This window comes from Ilumatobacter fluminis (assembly GCF_004364865.1).
Taxonomy (GTDB): domain Bacteria; phylum Actinomycetota; class Acidimicrobiia; order Acidimicrobiales; family Ilumatobacteraceae; genus Ilumatobacter; species Ilumatobacter fluminis.
This window is the reverse complement of record NZ_SOAU01000001.1, coordinates 981263-998045: the sequence shown is the minus strand read 5'-3', so window position 1 is coordinate 998045 and position 16783 is coordinate 981263. Positions and strand designations below refer to the sequence as shown.

Below are 16783 nucleotides of genomic sequence, written 5' to 3'. Positions count from 1 at the left end.
TGCGATGAACCTCCGCGACTACGTGCTGGTCACGGCCGGCTACTGGGCCTTCACCATCACCGACGGAGCGCTCCGGATGTTGGTGCTGCTCCACTTCCACGAACTCGGCTACTCCCCCGTCCAGCTGGCGTTTCTGTTCCTCCTCTACGAGGTCATGGGCATCGTCACGAACCTGGTCGGCGGCTGGGTCGGTTCGCGGACCGGCCTGAACAAGACGCTGATGGCCGGATTGGCGCTCCAGATCGTGGCGCTGACCGCGCTGACGATCCAGGATGCGAGCTGGGCCGAGTGGGCCTCGGTCGCCTACGTCATGGGTCTGCAGGCGCTGTCCGGCGTGGCGAAGGACCTCACCAAGATGAGCTCCAAGAGCGCCGTCAAGTTCGTGGCCGGCGAGGGCGGGCTGTTCAAGTGGGTTGCGATCCTCACCGGTTCGAAGAACGCGCTCAAGGGCGTCGGCTTCTTCGTCGGCGCTGCGCTGCTGTCTGCCATCGGCTACGACGAGGCGCTACTCGCGATGGCGGCTGCGTTGGTGGTCGTGCTCGCGGCGATCATGCTGCTGCTCAAGTCGGAGATCGGCAAGGCGAAGGTCAAGCAGCCGCTCCGGTCGATCCTGTCGAAGTCGACCGCGATCAACCGCTTGTCGATCGCCCGCCTGTTCCTGTTCGGTTCGCGCGACATCTGGTTCGTGGTCGCGCTCCCGGTCTTCCTCGACGATCAGCTCGGCTGGACGTTCGAGGGGGTCGGCGCGTTCCTGGCGATCTGGACCATCGGCTACGGCGCCGTGCAGTCGATCGCTCCACGTGTGCTCGGTCGGGACCATCTCCTCGGCGCCAAGGTCTGGTCGTTCGCGCTGCTGGTCGTGACGGCGGCGATCGCCGTCGGCGTCACGTTCGACATTGCGATCACGGCGACCGTCGTCGGCGGGCTGATCGTCTACGGCCTCGTGTTCGCCGTCAACTCGTCGTTGCACTCGTATCTGATCCTGGCCTACTCGAAGCACGACGACGACGTGTCGCTCGACGTCGGCTTCTACTACTCGGCGAACGCGACCGGCCGCCTCGTGGGCACCCTCCTCTCGGGTGTGCTCTATCTGTGGGGCGGCTTCGAGGGAGCGATGTGGGGATCGGCGACCTTCGTGCTGATCACCTGGCTCCTCACCCTCCGGTTCGAGCCGTTGCCGTCGACGCCGGCCCGCACCCCGACCCCCGTCCCCGCCTGACACAGATGGTGTCGGATACCTCCCGTGTGTCACCCTGGGCTGGCGAGCGGCCTTGCCGCACGGGAAGTATCCGACACCATCTGTGGTCCGGACTGGCGGGTCAGTGGCCGGAGATGTACTGGGTGAGTGCTTCGTTCTCGTGTTCGAGTTCGGCGAGGCGGGCCTTCACGACGTCACCGATCGAGATGATGCCGGCGAGGTGGCCGCGATCGTCGACGACAGGCAGGTGACGGATCCGACGGTCGGTCATCAACGACATCAGCTGGTCGACCCCGTCGCCACACGAACACGTGATGACGTCGGTCGACATCACCGAACCGACCGAGTTGTCGAGTGCCTCGGCGCCGCCCCCCGACGTGGCGCGGACGATGTCGCGCTCGGAGACGATTCCTTCGATGGCACGGCCGTCGCCCGACACGACGAGCGCGCCGATCTTGCGTTCACCGAGTTGTCGGGCCGCGTCGAACAGTGTCGCCGTCTGCGCGATCGTCTCGACCGCATTGCCCTTCGATCCGAGAATCGACTGCACGTTCATCGTGACCCCCTTCGATGTCGATATCGGCGTCGTCACCGACGACGCCCGTCGACGAAACCCCCATCTCGTCGACGCCTCCGAACGTAGTGCGTGAATCGGCGGGGTTCAATCCGCCACGGATGTCAGTTCGGGAACAGATCGGGTCGACCGACGATGATGCCGTCGGCACCGTCGGCCACGAGTTCTTCGTAGAACTCGGCGTTCTCCTGGGTTCGCCAGTCGTTCGGCCACACCCACACCTCGACCCCGGCTGCGTCGACGGCCGTCCAGAACTCGGGGCTGATGACCGGGACGTCACCGAACATCGGCGGCACCTGGACGATGCGGGTCCCCGGTGACAGATCGGCACCTTGGAGTAGCCACGCCGACATCTCCCCCACACCCGGCGACACGTCGACGTCCGGTGCGATCGAACGGAAGTATTCGACCGTCGGATCGTCGAACGACACCACGACGACGTTGTCGGTGAGGTCGTACTCGACGATCGCCGCGGCGAGCGCATCGGCGGTGGCTGCCGCCGATGCATCCGTGCCCTTGATCTCGACGTCGAGCGGCATGTCGGGGTAGCGCTCGACCAGCTCGGCGAACGAGACGATCCGCAGCGTGTCCGGGTCGACGCCGTCGGGCGCCGGGACCGCGCCCGTGCGAACGCCGCGCAGGACATACGCCTCGTCGTCCTGCTCACGGCAGGGCCAGCAGCCCGGCGAATACCAGTACGCAGCGTCGAGTTGGGTGATCTCGTCGAAGGTGAACGAGTCGACGCGTCCGGTGCCGTCGGTGGTGCCGTCGACCGTGTCGTCGTGCTGGACGATCAGCACACCGTCAGCGGTGAGTTGGACATCCATCTCCAAGACGTCGGCACCCGCCTCGACCGCCCGATCGAAGGCATAGAACGTGGAGTGCGGCCACGCCTGATCGCCGCCCGCGTGGGCGATGTTGAGCACCTCGCCCGACGCGATCAGCTCGTCGATCGTCGGACGGCTGACCGACGGCATGGTCGTCGCAGGCGCGTCGGTCGTGGCGGGCGCGTCGGTCGTTGTCGGCGTGTCGGTCGACGCCGGCGCGGTGACCGCCGACGCGGTCGTGTCCGGCACCGTCGCTGCCGACGCGGTCGTTTCCGGCACCGTGATCTCGGACGGTGTGGTGTCGGGCACGGTCACTGCGACCTCGGACTCGCCGTCGCAGGCGGCGAGCAGGAGCAACGACGAGGCCACGACGACGAGGCCGGCACGGGGGGACGAGCGCATCCGCTCAGTCTGACAGCGGCGACCGGTTCCGGACATGCACGTCGGGTGAAGAAACGACGAACGCCCCGGGCCGGAGCCCGGGGCGTTCGTTCGATGTCGGGGCGGCGACCGTCGGGTCGCCGTTCGCTCACCAGCGGTAGTGGGCGAAGGCCTTGTTCGAGTCGGCCATCTTCTGCATGTCGTCGCGACGCTTCATCGAAGCGCCGAGACCGTTGGCAGCGTCCATCAGCTCGTTGGCGAGGCACTGGGCCATCGACTTCTCGCGACGGTTGCGGCTGAACTCGACGATCCAGCGGATCGCGAGGGTGGTCGCACGACGGGGACGAACCTCGACCGGCACCTGGTACGTGGCACCACCGACGCGGCGGCTGCGCACCTCGAGCGGCGGCTTGACGTTGTCGACGGCGCGCTTGACGGTGTCGAGCGCGTCCTCGTTCGTCTTGGCGGCGATGATGTCCATCGCGTCGTAGACGATCTTCTCGGCGATGCTGCGCTTGCCGTGCAGCATGACCTTGTTGATCAGCTGGGTGACGAGCACCGAGCGGTAGATCGGGTCCGCGACGAGTTCGCGGCGGGGAGCGGGTCCTTTACGCGGCATGGGTCACTTCTCCGTCTTCGCGCCGTAGCGGCTGCGGGCCTGCTTGCGTCCCTTGACGCCAGCGGCGTCGAGCGCACCACGGATGATCTTGTAGCGGACACCGGGGAGGTCGCGGACACGACCACCACGGACGAGCACGATCGAGTGCTCCTGCAGGTTGTGGCCCTCGCCGGGGATGTAGGCGGTGACCTCGATGCCGCTCGACAAGCGGACACGGGCGACCTTGCGAAGGGCCGAGTTCGGCTTCTTCGGCGTGGTGGTGTACACACGGGTGCACACACCGCGACGCTGCGGCGAGCCCTTGAGCGCCGGCGTCTTGCTCTTCGTGAACTTCGAGCTGCGTCCCTGGCGGACGAGCTGCTGAATGGTTGGCATGTACTACCTCTCGTGAATCCCACCCGAGGAGAGCCGCACTCCGGCGGGTCGACGGGCATGTGGTGAGTTGTCCGACCGGCGAAGCCGCCGACCGGGCGCCGTACGCCGAGCCGCGAGGCCCGACGAGAGGACAGAGCAATGCTACGAGCGTGCGGGGCACTCGCCAACCCCGGTCACGCGCCGGGCCAACCGGTGGCGCCGACGCCGGCGCCGACCCCGACCGGCAGACCGATCGGCTGCGACCGGATCGGCGACCGGGCCGGAGCGGCGGCGACCGCTCCACCGGTGATCGCGCCGAGGCCGACGTCGTCTCCAGTGGCGTCGAACACACCGATCGGAGCGAGCTGGTCGACGAGTTCGCCCTTGTCGTTCCGCTTGCCATTGCCGCGCTGGCCGTCGTCGGGGTCGGAGACCGACGGGACGGCGGCCGGCACCGTGGTACTCGTCGCGGCGGGCTGACCGTTCTTGCCCTTGTCGACCTGCTTGTCGGTGTGGACGGTGTGGGCCGCTTCCTTGCCGCGGCCCGACTGGTTCCACGGGACGACCTCGAACCAGAACCGGCCACCGATCGGCAGATCGGGGATCCACACCTCGGTCTCCTCGGTGACCAGAACCAGCTCGGCGTCGCCCGAGATCGAGACCTCGTAGAAGACGGCCTCGCCGTGTCGCTCGGAGACCGTCGGGGCGTCCCAGGTGGCGTGCAGGGTCGTGGTGGTGCTGTCGACCTTCAGGTGCTTCGGCTTGTCGGGGATCAGCGGCAGACCGGTCGCGTCGCGTCGCCAACCGCCCTCGCCGGCTCGAGTGGGCGTGAGCACCTCGGCGGGCACGACCTCGATGTCGCCGTCGGGCACGCTCCAACCGACCTCGAGGTGGTCGAGGTCGAGACCGTGCACGCCGATGGCCTCGATGTAGTACGAGCGTCCGGCGTGCAGTCGGAAGGTCGCGCTCGACTGGCTGTCGTAGCGATCCCACTGGTACTGCTCGGTCCATCCGGCAACGGAGGCGATCGCCACGGCACCGTCGGCGTTCACCCCGTCGGGGTTGAACAGGAGCCGGGCGTCGTCGTCGCCCGACAGGTGGAACGTGTAGTCGTCGGTCTCGGTCGGCGTGAGCAGGGCACGAAGGCGGGCCGCGTGGTTCTCGCCCTGCATCGGGGGCGTCTCGAGCCCCCAGGCCAGTGTGGCCGTCGACACCGGAGCCAGGCCGTCGGGGATCGAGGTGAGAGTCCACCAGCCGGTGTCCCAGCGGTCCCACGCAACCGTCGGCCTCGCGTCGGGAGACGGCGCGTCGGGCGACACCGGCGTCGGGTACGGGCCCGGCTTCGTCACCAGGACGGTCGCGGTCGACGCCTGTCGGCCGCCGGCGTTCATCGGGGCCACTTCGAGGAGGTAGCGAGTGTCGGGCACGAGGCCGACGAACGACGCCTCGGGGACGTCGCTCTCGAACTGCCGCACCTGGCCGCCACCTTCGAGTCGGACGTGGTAGCCCTCGGCCTCGGCGACGGGGTTCCAGGCCACGAACGCCGCCTCGACCCCGATCTCGGTCGACCAGCCGGGTGCGTGCAAGGGGCCGGGCACCTCGGGAAGTCCTTGTGGCGTGGCGAGACGCCACCCACCCTCGCCGAGCGACGTCGCCTCGATCAGATCCGCCGGAAGCAGTTCGACCGGACCGCCGACCGTGCGCTGCATCCCGACGGCGACGCTGTCGTCGCCGGACCCTTCCTTGCCGATCGCCTCCAGGTAGTAGGAGGTTCCGGCTTCGAGTTCGTACCAGGCGGTTCGCTGGCTCGCGTATCGGTCCCACTGCTGGTAGGTGGTCCATCCGGCGATGTACGCAGCCATCGCGGCGCCCACCGGGTCGGGACCGTTCGGGTTGACGAACAGCCGTGCGTCGTCGTCGCCCGAGACGAAGAAGCGGTAGCTCCCGCTCTCGGCGGGCGTGAACAGGGTGCGAATCCGTGCTGCGTACTGGTCGCCCTGGTTGCGAGGCGTCTCGAAACCACCGGACAGATCGACGGTGCGGTCGGGCGCAGCGCCCGCCGGCATGTCACCGAGCGACTGTCCCCACCGGTCGAGCCAGACGTCGTACGCCAGGTCGAGCGGTGCGGGCTGGTCGCCACCGCCGACGACGGTCGTCGTCGACATCGCCTCGACCCCGCCGGGCTCGACGGTGCCGTCGGCCGAGGTCGACGATGGAACGAATACTGCACCAGAGATCATGCACCCCACCACGAGTGCACGTCCCGCCAGACGTGTACGCATGACTCTGTTATCGGCGCGGCTCGGGGTGGGACTGGAGTGGTGCATCGTTCAGATTCCGTCAAGGTCGTGCCGGTCGAGGTCGTGCCGGTCGAGGTCGTTGTTCCACGCCGCCCGGAGGTCGGCGAACCGCCGCGGCAGTCCGAAGGCGTCGGTCGGGTCGGGATCGGTCACCGGGTCGTCGAGGAGCGGGTCGAAGGTCGGTGCCGGTTCGTCGGCGACGACGCGGCAGTCGTTGCCGCCGTCGGCGATCACCGACTGGCCCGTGCGGGCTCGGCGCGGGAGCAGCGGTGCCGGGTCATCCCCTCGGGTGGTGTCCGGCTGGACACCTCGGGAGCGACGGGGCAGCCCGAAGGCGTCGGTCGCGTCGACGACGTAGTCGATCCGCCCGAGCAGCGGGTCGCCGTGGACGTGCGGATCCCGGAGTCCGGCGATCGATCCGTCGAGGTCGTCCGACTCCGATCGGATCACGGTGGCCGTCGCCCGCCGGGCGGCGATGCCTGGCCGTGCCGTCTCCGCTGGCTCCCCCATCTCCTGCGACTCGTCGAGGGCGGCCACGGCGATGCCGGCTGCGGCCAGCGGTCCGCGAACTCGCCGGGGCGACACCTCGTCGTCGCTGCCTCCGGCCTCGTCGTCGCTGTCGTCGCCCAGGTCGATGTCGTCGTCGAACTCGACCGGATCGTCGCTGCGGGGGGTGACCTTCCATGCCCGCTCACCGACGAACTCCTTGATGTGCGCGACGCGCGCGATGACGTTCTTGTACTCGGTGTAGAAGAAGGTCGAAAAGAGCAGGTAGCCCCAGAACCATGACTTGTGTTGTTTGATCTCGGGGTCGGCGAGCTTGTAGGCGTACCAGGTCTGGTGCGGACCGACGTGGAGCACGAACACCGTCGTGAAGAACAGGATCGGCCAGCCCGCCGAGATCATCTGCCCGCGACTCATGTACCAGTAGGCGACGAGCGGGAAGACCTGGAGCGACAGCCAGGGGTAGACCTCGCGCCAGCCGAGCAGGTAGGTCGCGCCGACCTTCTGCCGCACGTTGAGCCCCGCCGACCGCCAGACCCGGGCCGTGTGCATCATCGTGACCTGGAACCAGCCCTGTGCCCAGCGCAACCGCTGGTTCCACACCTGCTTCATCGTCGTCGTGGCGAGTTCGCGCGACACGACGTCGCGGTCGGACCTGATCTTGAGGCCGCGCTCGACCGTTCGCATCGACGAGTCGATGTCTTCGGTCAGCATCGAGCCCCGCATGCGCGTCTCGTGCAGGAGGTCGGTGCGCCAGTATCCGTTCGACCCGCCGAAGACGCCGAATCGGTGCAGCTTGGCGCGCCCCGGGTGAGCGACGGCGTAGATCGACTCGAATTCGACGGCGATCATCTTGGCGAGCCACGTCTCGTCGCCGTTGCGTGTCATACAGTGTCCCTGCACGACGTCGTAGCCGTTTGCGAGCCACCGCCACGACCGTTCGAAGCTGCCGGGACGCGGCATGTGGTCGGCGTCGAACATCCCGGTGAACTCGCCGGTCGCCATGTGCAGCACGGCGTTCACGTTCTGGGCCTTCGAGGTGCTGCCCTCGATCTTGACGACCTCGAGGTCGTCGTGTCGGTCGGCGAGCGCGTGCAACTCCCGCTCCACGGCCATCGGATTCGGGGTGTTGTACGCCAGGATGACCTGGAGGCCGCCCGGGTAGCCCTGGTTCAGGAACGCGTCGAGGGTGTCCATGATCGTCGCGGCCTCGTTGGGCAGGTAGGCGCAGATGATCGCGGACGCCGGCGGATACGACTCGACCTCCGGCGGCTCCTTCTGACGAATGGCGAGGCGCGCCTCGACCAGGATCATCACGCCGGTCGAGACGAGCGTGAGCACACAGAACAGATAGACCGCCCAGGTGATGTCGAACCCCACGACCCGGTCGAAGAACCAGTAGAGGCAGAACGGGACGAACAGGCCGAGCACGTAGGTGGCCAAGATCTGACTCGGAGCCCGCAGGCGTTCCTTGACCGTCTGCCAACCGAAGCGCTCGAAGGGCCGCCGTTCCGGTGGGGCCGTGTCGACCGACATCGCCGGCTCCCATCGGTGCACGCGAAGGTCGAGGTGGCCGCTCGCGACTTCACGTGCGTCGACGGCCCGCCTCACGATGGTTGCGGCGTCGGGTCCGTCGTCGAGCGTGGCGATGCCGGCGGACGGCGTCAGGAGCAGGTCGGCACTGCCGCCCCACCGCCGGCCGGCGATCTCGAGGCAGAGTTGTTGCACGCGCTCCACCGTCGAGGACACCGTCGAGTCACGGCCGAGCACCAGCACCTCGCCCGACTCGGCGACGTGATAGACGTCGGTCGGGGCCAGGTGGTATCGCAACACGTCGACGAGCTCGCTCACGAGATCGAACACGAACAGCGCCCCGTGACGATGCTGCAGGCCGGCGATCTCGAACACGGAGACCGACGCCACCCCGCAGTTCCGGCCACCGCGCTCGCGGCGGGCGAACTCGACGGCGAGCTCGGACGCGAACTGATCGGGGTCGACGATGCCGACGGAGTATCGGCGGCGATCGGACTCGAGTCGCCGCTGCACGTCGGATGGTTCCGGGGCGCGGTTGATCACCAACCGACGCGATCGCTGGCGCGGTGCCAACGATCCGGGAGTCATCGAGATGTCCGTCATAACGCGTGCGTGGTGCAGATGCACCACTGTTATCGACGCGTTCGTACGGCTTCTTGAGTCTGTCTTGACAGGTCGTGGACGGTTTCGTGACGGTCGAAAACGGCGACGGCCCGCCACCCCGGAGGGTGGCGGGCCGTCGTTCGGACGTGAACGTCGAGGTGGTGCCGGTCAGCCGACCGTCGTGCCACCTTCGTAGGAACCGTGCAGGCTGGCCAGGAACTCGGCCGGGTTCTGCTCGTCGTCCTCGCTCGAGTAGTACGTCATCGGCTCGTACTCGGGGGCCTCGATGCCGAACTCCCGGTACTTCATCATGCCGGTGCCGGCGGGGATGAGCTTGCCGATGATGATGTTCTCCTTGAGGCCGATCAGCGAGTCGGACTTGCCGTCGATCGCCGCCTCGGTGAGGACACGGGTCGTCTCCTGGAACGACGCCGCGGACAGCCACGACTCGGTGGCGAGCGACGCCTTGGTGATGCCCATGATCTCGGGGCGACCCTCGGCGGGACGCTTGCCCTCCTCGACCATGCGACGGTTCGTGTCGCGGAAGGTCTTGGAGTCGACACGCTCGCCCGGCAGGAACTCGGTGCCACCGGTCTCCTGCACGCCGACCCGGCGGGTCATCTGGCGCACGATGAGCTCGATGTGCTTGTCGTGGATCGACACACCCTGGTCGCGGTAGACCTTCTGGACCTCGTCGACCAGGTACACCTGCGTCTCGCGGATGCCCTTGATCTCCATCAGTTCCTTCGGATCGGACGGACCCTCGGTGATCTTGTCGCCGGCCTTGACGTCCTGGCCGTCGGTGACGATCGGACGGGCACCGAGCGGGAGCACGATCTCGTGCTCGTCACCCTGATCGTCGACGACGGTGACCGGGATGCCCTTGCCTTCGTCCTCGCCGAGACGCAGCACGCCGGTGGCCTTGGCCAGGCGGGCGACGCCCTTCGGGGTGCGAGCCTCGAACAGCTCGACGACGCGGGGCAGACCACCGGCGATGTCCTTGCCGGCCACACCACCGGTGTGGAAGGTACGCATCGTCAGCTGGGTACCGGGCTCACCGATCGACTGGGCGGCGATGACGCCCACGGCCTCGCCGAGTTCGATCGCCTTGCCGGTCGCCAGCGAACGGCCGTAGCACATGGCGCACACACCGAGTTCGGCGTCGCAGGTGAGGACCGAACGCACACGCACCCGGTCGATCGCCTCGTCGTCACGGAGACGGACCATCTCGTCCTCGCCGATGATCGTGTTGCGCTCGTAGATCGTGCCGTCGGAGAGGGTCACGTCGTTGAGCAGGGCACGGCCGAACAGCTTGGTCTCGAGGTACGCACGCTGGTTGGCGGTGTCCTCCTGGACGTGGTTGACCCAGATACCGAGGTTGGTACCGCAGTCTTCCTCGCGGATGATCAGCTCCTGGGCGACGTCGACGAGACGACGGGTCAGGTAGCCCGAGTCGGCGGTACGCAGCGCCGTGTCGACCAGACCCTTACGGGCGCCGGGCGTGGCGATGAAGTACTCGAGCGTCTCGAGACCCTCACGGAAGTTCGACTTGATCGGACGCGGGATCATGTCACCACGGGGGTTGGCCACGAGGCCACGCATGGCGGCGATCTGACGCATCTGCGTCATGTTGCCTCGTGCACCCGAGCCGACCATCATGTCGATCGGGTTGAACCGCTGAGCGCGGAACTCCTCCTCCATGATGTCCTGGAGCTTGGCGGTCGCCTCGGTCCAGATGCGGACCTCCTGCTGGCGGCGCTCGCCGTCGGTGATGATGCCTCGACGGAACTGGGTCTCGACCTTGTCGGCCTTGCCCTCGTAGTCGTCGAGCAGCTCCCGCTTGATCTGCGGGGTCTTCACGTCGTCGATCGAGACCGTCAGGCCCGACTGCGACGCGTAGCGGTAGCAGAGGTTCTTGATCGCGTCGAGCGAGCCGGCCACTTCGACGGCGTCGTAGTGGTCGGAGAGACGCTCCACGATCTCGCCCATGTGGCGCTTCTTGATCGTCTCGGTGATCGGACCGAAGCGCTCGGCGTAGTCGGCCGGAAGCGTGGCCTGGAACAGGGCACGACCCAGCGTCGTCTCGTACGGCTCGACACCGTTGCCGGGGCGGAACGTGATCGTGGCGTGGAGGGCGAGTGCGCCTTCCTCGTACGCACGCTGCGCCTCCCACAGGTGGCGGAAGACGCGACCTTCACCGGCGGCGCCTTCGACGTGCTCGGTCAGGTAGAAGCCACCGATGACCATGTCCTGGGTCGGGGTCACGATCGGACGACCCGACGCCGGCGACAAGATGTTGTTCGCCGACAGCATGAGGACGCGGGCCTCGGCCTGCGCCTCGGCGCTGAGGGGCACGTGGATGGCCATCTGGTCGCCGTCGAAGTCGGCGTTGAACGCGGTGCAGACCAGCGGGTGGATCTGGAGCGCCTTGCCCTCGACCAGCACCGGCTCGAACGCCTGGATGCCCAGACGGTGCAGCGTCGGCGCACGGTTGAGGAGCACCGGGTGCTCCTTGATGACGTCGTCGAGGACGTCCCACACCTGCGGGCGACGGCGCTCGACCATCCGCTTGGCGGTCTTGATGTTCTGGGCCAGTTCGAGGTCGACCAGACGCTTCATGACGAACGGCTTGAACAGCTCGAGCGCCATCAGCTTCGGCAGACCGCACTGGTGCAGCTTGAGGGTCGGGCCGGCCACGATGACCGAACGACCCGAGTAGTCGACGCGCTTGCCGAGCAGGTTCTGACGGAAGCGACCCTGCTTGCCCTTGAGCATGTCGGACAGCGACTTCAGCGGACGGTTGCCCGGTCCGGTGACCGGACGGCCGCGGCGGCCGTTGTCGAACAGGGCGTCGACGGCCTCCTGCAGCATGCGCTTCTCGTTGTTCACGATGATCTCGGGCGCACCGAGATCGAGCAGACGCTTCAGGCGGTTGTTGCGGTTGATGACCCGGCGGTACAGGTCGTTGAGGTCGGAGGTCGCGAAGCGGCCACCGTCGAGCTGCACCATCGGGCGCAGCTCGGGCGGGATCACCGGCACGACGTCGAGGATCATCGCCTTCGGGTCGTTGATGCGGCGCTCGTGCTCGTCGCGGCGGTTGAACGACGCGACGATCTTGAGGCGCTTGATCGCCTTCTGCTTGCGCTGGGCGCTGAGCGGCTTCTGACCCTCCTGCGGGTCGATCGCCGCACGCAGCTTCACTTCTTCTTCGTCGAAGTCGATGCGGTCGATGAGCTGCTTGATGGCATCGGCGCCGGTGCCACCCTCGAAGTAGTCGCCGTACTTGTCGCGCAGTTCGCGCCACAGCATCTCGTCTTCGAGGATCTTGCGGCTGTGCAGGCCCTTGAACTCGTCCCAGGCACGCTCGACCAGGTCGAGCTCCATCTCGTAGCGCTCGCGGATCGACTCGACTTCCTTCTCGGCCTCGCGCTTGAGCTTCTTGGTGTCGTTGCCCTCGGCCTCGGCGGCCTCGGCCTCGTCCTCGAGCTCCTTGTAGCGGCGGTCGATGGCGAGTTCGAGTTCCTTGCGGATCTCGTCGCGCTCTTCGAGGTACTCGGCCTCGAGGCTCTCGAGGTCTTCGTGGCGCTTGTCCTCGTCGACCCAGGTGACCAGGTTGGCGGCGAAGTAGATGACCTTCTCGAGCTGCTTGGCCTTGAGCTCTTCCTTCGGCTCGATGCCGGCGAGGAGGTAGGCCAGCCACGAGCGGGTGCCGCGGAGGTACCAGATGTGGACCACGGGAGCCGACAGCTCGATGTGGCCCATGCGGTCGCGACGGACCTTGGAACGGGTCACCTCGACGCCGCAGCGCTCGCAGATGATGCCCTTGAACCGGACGCGCTTGTACTTACCGCAGTAGCACTCCCAGTCGCGGGTGGGGCCGAAGATCTTCTCGCAGAACAGGCCGTCCTTCTCGGGACGGAGCGTGCGGTAGTTGATCGTCTCCGGCTTCTTGACTTCGCCGTGGCTCCAGAGTCGGATCTGGTCGGCGGTGGCCAGCCCGATCTTGAGCTGGTCGAACATGTTGACGTCGAGCATGTGCGTTGTGTCCTTGTCTCTCTCGTCAGTCCTGATCAGCGTGCGGCGCGCTCGGCGGCGCGACGCGCGTCGTCTTCGTCGGTCCCTCGTTCGGGCCGGGAGATGTCGATGCCGAGCTCTTCGGCGGCACGGAAGACCTCGTCGTCGAGATCACGCATCTCGATTTCGCGGCCGTCGTCGCCGAGCACCTCGACGTTGATGCAGAGTGCCTGCATCTCCTTCATGAGGACCTTGAAGCTCTCGGGCACACCCGGTTCGGGGATGTTGTCGCCCTTGACGATCGCTTCGTAGACCTTCACACGGCCGAGCACGTCGTCGGACTTGATCGTGAGCAGCTCCTGCAGGCAGTAGGCCGAGCCGTACGCCTCGAGTGCCCACACCTCCATCTCACCGAAGCGCTGGCCACCGAACTGGGCCTTACCGCCGAGCGGCTGCTGGGTGATCATGGAGTACGGGCCGGTGGAGCGGGCGTGGATCTTGTCGTCGACCAGGTGCGCCAGCTTCAGGATGTACATGTAGCCGGTGGTGATCGGCTGGTCGTACTTCTCGCCGGTGCGGCCGTTGTACAGGTACTGCTTGCCGTTGGTGCCGATCAGTCGCTGACCGGCGGCGCCTTCGGCGTTGAGGTTCTCGAAGATGGTCTGGATGGTCGGGTGCTTGCCCGACTTCTCCTCTTCGTCCCAGTTGGCGCCGTCGAACACCGGGGTGGCGATGAACGTGGCCGGCTGGGTGGTCGGGCGGGTCTTGCGCTCGGTGCCACGGATCGGGTTGTCACCGACCTGGTTGCCGTCCGGGTTGGTCCAGCCCCAACGTGCGCAGTAGCCGAGGTGCGACTCGAGCACCTGTCCGACGTTCATGCGGCTCGGCACGCCGAGCGGGTTGAGGATGATGTCGACCGGGCTGCCGTCGGCGGTGTAGGGCATGTCCTCGACCGGGAGGATCTTGGAGATGACGCCCTTGTTGCCGTGGCGACCGGCGAGCTTGTCGCCCACCGAGATCTTGCGCTTCTGGGCCACGTACACGCGGACCAGCTGGTTGACGCCCGGGGGCAGCTCGTCGCCGTCGTCACGGTTGAACACCTTGACGTCGATGACCTTGCCCTGCTCACCGTGGGGCACCTTGAGGCTGGTGTCGCGGACTTCGCGGGCCTTCTCACCGAAGATCGCGCGGAGCAGACGCTCTTCGGGCGTCAGCTCGGTCTCGCCCTTCGGGGTGACCTTGCCGACGAGGACGTCGCCCGGTCCGACTTCGGCGCCGACACGGATGATGCCGCGGTCGTCGAGGTCGGCGAGGATGTCGTCGCTCAGGTTCGGGATGTCACGGCTGATCTCTTCGGGGCCGAGCTTGGTGTCGCGGGCGTCGACCTCGTGCTCGTGGATGTGGATCGACGTCAGCACGTCGTCGCGCACGAGGCGCTCCGACAAGATGATCGCGTCCTCGAAGTTGTAGCCCTCCCACGGCATGAACGCCACGAGGAGGTTCTTGCCGAGTGCCAGCTCACCGTGGTCGGTCGAGGGGCCGTCGGCGAGGACGGTGCCCATCTTGACCTTGTCGCCCTCGGTCACCCGGGGACGGTGGTTGATGCAGGTGTCCTGGTTGGAGCGACGGAACTTCGACAGGCCGTAGACCTTCTTGCCGAGCGTCTTGTACTGCACGGTGATGGTGGCGCCGGTGACCTCGACGACCTCACCGTCGTCGGCGGCCTGGATCAGGTCGGCGGCGTCGCGGGCGGCGCGGTCTTCGATGCCGGTGCCGATGTACGGCGCCTCGGCCCGCAGGAGCGGGACGGCCTGGCGCTGCATGTTGGCGCCCATCAGGGCACGGTTGGCGTCGTCGTGCTCGAGGAACGGGATCAGCGCCGTCGCGACCGAGACGATCTGCTTCGGGCTGACGTCCATGTAGTCGACCTCGGTCGGCGGGACGTAGCCGATGTCGGTGGTCGCACCGAAGAAGCTCTCCTGTTCGAGCATCTTGCGGAGGTCGTCGAGGCTGGCGGCCTGCGGCGAACGACGAACGAGCACTCGGTCGTCGCGGAAGGTGCCGTCGGGGTTGATCGGCGTGTTCGCCTGGGCGACGACGTACTTCTCTTCCTCGTCGGCGGCCATGTAGACGATCTCGCCGGAGACCTTGCCGTTCTCGATCTTGCGGTACGGCGTCTCGATGAAGCCGAACTCGTTGACGCGGGCGAAGGTCGACAGACCGCCGATCAGACCGATGTTCGGGCCTTCCGGCGTCTCGATCGGGCACATGCGGCCGTAGTGCGAGAAGTGGACGTCTCGCACCTCGAAGCCGGCACGCTCACGCGACAGACCACCGGGGCCGAGCGCCGACAGGCGACGGCGGTGGGTCAGACCCGACAGCGGGTTGACCTGGTCCATGAACTGCGACAGCTGCGACGTGCCGAAGAACTCCTTGATCGCCGCCACGACGGGGCGGATGTTGATCAGGGTCTGCGGGGTGATCGCTTCGACGTCCTGGGTCGTCATGCGCTCACGCACGACGCGCTCCATGCGGCTCAGGCCGATGCGGACCTGGTTCTGGATCAGCTCGCCGACCGAGCGGATGCGACGGTTCGCGAAGTGGTCCTGGTCGTCGAGGCGGTAGCCGGGCTCCTGCTTGACGAGGTTCAGCATGTAGGTGACCGCTGCGAGGACCTCGATCTTGGTCAGCACGTGCTGGCCCTCTTCGGGCAGGTCGACGAGGGGCTCGCCCTCGCTGTTGGTGTGACCGAGCAGACCGAACTGCTCGGCGACCTTCTCGACCTCGTCACCGAGCTTGCGGTTCAGCTTGTAGCGGCCGACGCGGCTCAGGTCGTAGCGACGGTTCTCGAAGAACGCGTTGCGGAAGTAGGCCTTGGCCGACTCGACGGTGGGCGGCTCGCCGGGGCGGGCACGCTTGTAGATCTCGACGAGTGCTTCGTCCTGGGTCGGCGCGATGTCGCGCTCCTTGTCCCACTGGCCCTCGAGGAAGTCGAACTCGGCGACGAACCGCTCGAGGAATCCGGGGGCGTTCTCCTCGTCGTAGCCGAGGGCACGCAGGAGGGTGAAGATGCCGAGGCGACGCTTGCGGGCCACGCGGGTGCCGCAGGTGACGTCCTTGCCGGGGCGGTGCTCGACGTCGAACTCCATCCACTCACCGCGGTACGGGTGGATGGTGCCCTTGACGAGCTGGTGCTTGGTGAGGTTACGCAGGCGGTAGCGCTCACCCGGCTCGAAGATGACGCCGGGGCTGCGGACGAGCTGCGACACGACGACGCGCTCGGTGCCGTTGATGATGAAGGTGCCCTTGTCGGTCATCGCGGGCAGGTCGCCCATGAAGACCGTCTGTTCCTTGATCTCACCGGTGTTGCGGTTCATGAACCGGGCGCGCACGAAGATCGGCGCGCTGTAGGTCATGTCCTTCTCTTTGCACTCCTCGACCGTGAACTTCGGCGGGGGGCGCAGGTCTTCGTCGAAGGGGTCGAACTCGAGCTCGAGCTGGAGCGCCTCGGAGAAGTCCTTGATGGGGCTGATGTCGCGGAAGGTATTCGCGAGCCCTTCTTCCATGAACCACGTGAAGCTCTCTCGCTGGATCGCGATCAAGTCAGGCAGTTCGAGGGGTTCGTCCAGGTTCGCGAACGAGTAACGCTCACGAGAGGTCGAGCGAGTAGCCACAGATCACCTCGATGTTGTCGGCGTGGATGAGGGCGCGCGCGAAGTCCCCGGCCTGGAAAGGAAAAGAGGCACAACGACGCACGGCAACAGGCGATCCTATCCTGATCGTCACAGGATCGTCAACCGCTGCAGTGCGGGCGTCTCTGCATCGAACCGGCCCTGGCCTCCCGGCTGGGCGTCGAATTGCGGCACACGGTAAGGA

Annotated in this window: 9 protein-coding genes; 1 reads left to right on the top strand and 8 read right to left on the bottom strand. The window is 67.0% G+C overall.

Annotated elements, in window-relative coordinates:
* Positions 1–4 precede the first annotated feature (4 nt).
* Positions 5–1219, top strand: coding sequence for an organoarsenical effux MFS transporter ArsJ (arsJ, locus tag BDK89_RS04340; protein WP_133867778.1), 1215 nt, complete (start codon positions 5–7; stop codon positions 1217–1219).
* Between the two features lie 100 nt (positions 1220–1319).
* Here arsJ and BDK89_RS04335 read toward each other — a convergent pair whose 3' ends face one another.
* The 8 genes from BDK89_RS04335 to rpoB all read right to left on the bottom strand — a co-directional run bounded on the left by BDK89_RS04335 (position 1320) and on the right by rpoB (position 16581).
* On the bottom strand, positions 1320–1754 hold the full coding sequence (locus BDK89_RS04335) for a CBS domain-containing protein (RefSeq protein ID WP_133867777.1): 435 nt from the start codon (positions 1752–1754) through the stop codon (positions 1320–1322).
* Positions 1755–1876: 122 nt separating this feature from the next.
* Positions 1877–3001, bottom strand: coding sequence for a glycerophosphodiester phosphodiesterase family protein (locus BDK89_RS04330; RefSeq protein ID WP_166657380.1), 1125 nt, complete (start codon positions 2999–3001; stop codon positions 1877–1879).
* Positions 3002–3128: 127 nt separating this feature from the next.
* The gene (gene rpsG / locus BDK89_RS04325; RefSeq protein ID WP_133867775.1) at positions 3129–3599 is read right to left on the bottom strand and encodes a 30S ribosomal protein S7; all 471 of its coding nucleotides are present in this window, start codon (positions 3597–3599) and stop codon (positions 3129–3131) included.
* Between the two features lie 3 nt (positions 3600–3602).
* Positions 3603–3974, bottom strand: coding sequence for a 30S ribosomal protein S12 (rpsL, locus tag BDK89_RS04320; protein WP_133867774.1), 372 nt, complete (start codon positions 3972–3974; stop codon positions 3603–3605).
* A 173-nt stretch (positions 3975–4147) separates the two neighbouring features.
* Positions 4148–6118: a PA14 domain-containing protein gene (locus tag BDK89_RS04315; RefSeq protein ID WP_166657379.1), complete on the bottom strand. Its 1971-nt coding sequence runs from the start codon at positions 6116–6118 to the stop codon at positions 4148–4150.
* Between the two features lie 165 nt (positions 6119–6283).
* Positions 6284–8803 (bottom strand): glycosyltransferase family 2 protein, encoded by a 2520-nt coding sequence (locus BDK89_RS04310; RefSeq protein ID WP_133867772.1) that lies wholly within the window; start codon positions 8801–8803, stop codon positions 6284–6286.
* A 258-nt stretch (positions 8804–9061) separates the two neighbouring features.
* Positions 9062–12928 carry a DNA-directed RNA polymerase subunit beta' gene (locus BDK89_RS04305; protein ID WP_133867771.1) on the bottom strand — a complete coding sequence of 1289 codons (3867 nt, stop codon included), beginning with the start codon at positions 12926–12928 and terminating at the stop codon, positions 9062–9064.
* 35 nt (positions 12929–12963) lie between these two features.
* On the bottom strand, positions 12964–16581 hold the full coding sequence (gene rpoB, locus BDK89_RS04300; RefSeq protein ID WP_133867770.1) for a DNA-directed RNA polymerase subunit beta: 3618 nt from the start codon (positions 16579–16581) through the stop codon (positions 12964–12966).
* Positions 16582–16783: the final 202 nt, after the last annotated feature.

Excerpts from the sequence above, each read along its gene's own strand:
- BDK89_RS04315 (WP_166657379.1), bottom strand. The coding sequence starts at position 6,118 with ATGTCGACGACGACCGTCGTCGGCGGTGGCGACCAGCCCGCACCGCTC.
- BDK89_RS04330 (WP_166657380.1), bottom strand. The coding sequence starts at position 3,001 with ATGCGCTCGTCCCCCCGTGCCGGCCTCGTCGTCGTGGCCTCGTCGTTG.
- rpsL (WP_133867774.1), bottom strand. The coding sequence starts at position 3,974 with ATGCCAACCATTCAGCAGCTCGTCCGCCAGGGACGCAGCTCGAAGTTC.
- rpsG (WP_133867775.1), bottom strand. The coding sequence starts at position 3,599 with ATGCCGCGTAAAGGACCCGCTCCCCGCCGCGAACTCGTCGCGGACCCG.
- BDK89_RS04335 (WP_133867777.1), bottom strand. The coding sequence starts at position 1,754 with ATGAACGTGCAGTCGATTCTCGGATCGAAGGGCAATGCGGTCGAGACG.
- arsJ (WP_133867778.1), top strand. The coding sequence starts at position 5 with ATGAACCTCCGCGACTACGTGCTGGTCACGGCCGGCTACTGGGCCTTC.
- BDK89_RS04305 (WP_133867771.1), bottom strand. The coding sequence starts at position 12,928 with ATGCTCGACGTCAACATGTTCGACCAGCTCAAGATCGGGCTGGCCACC.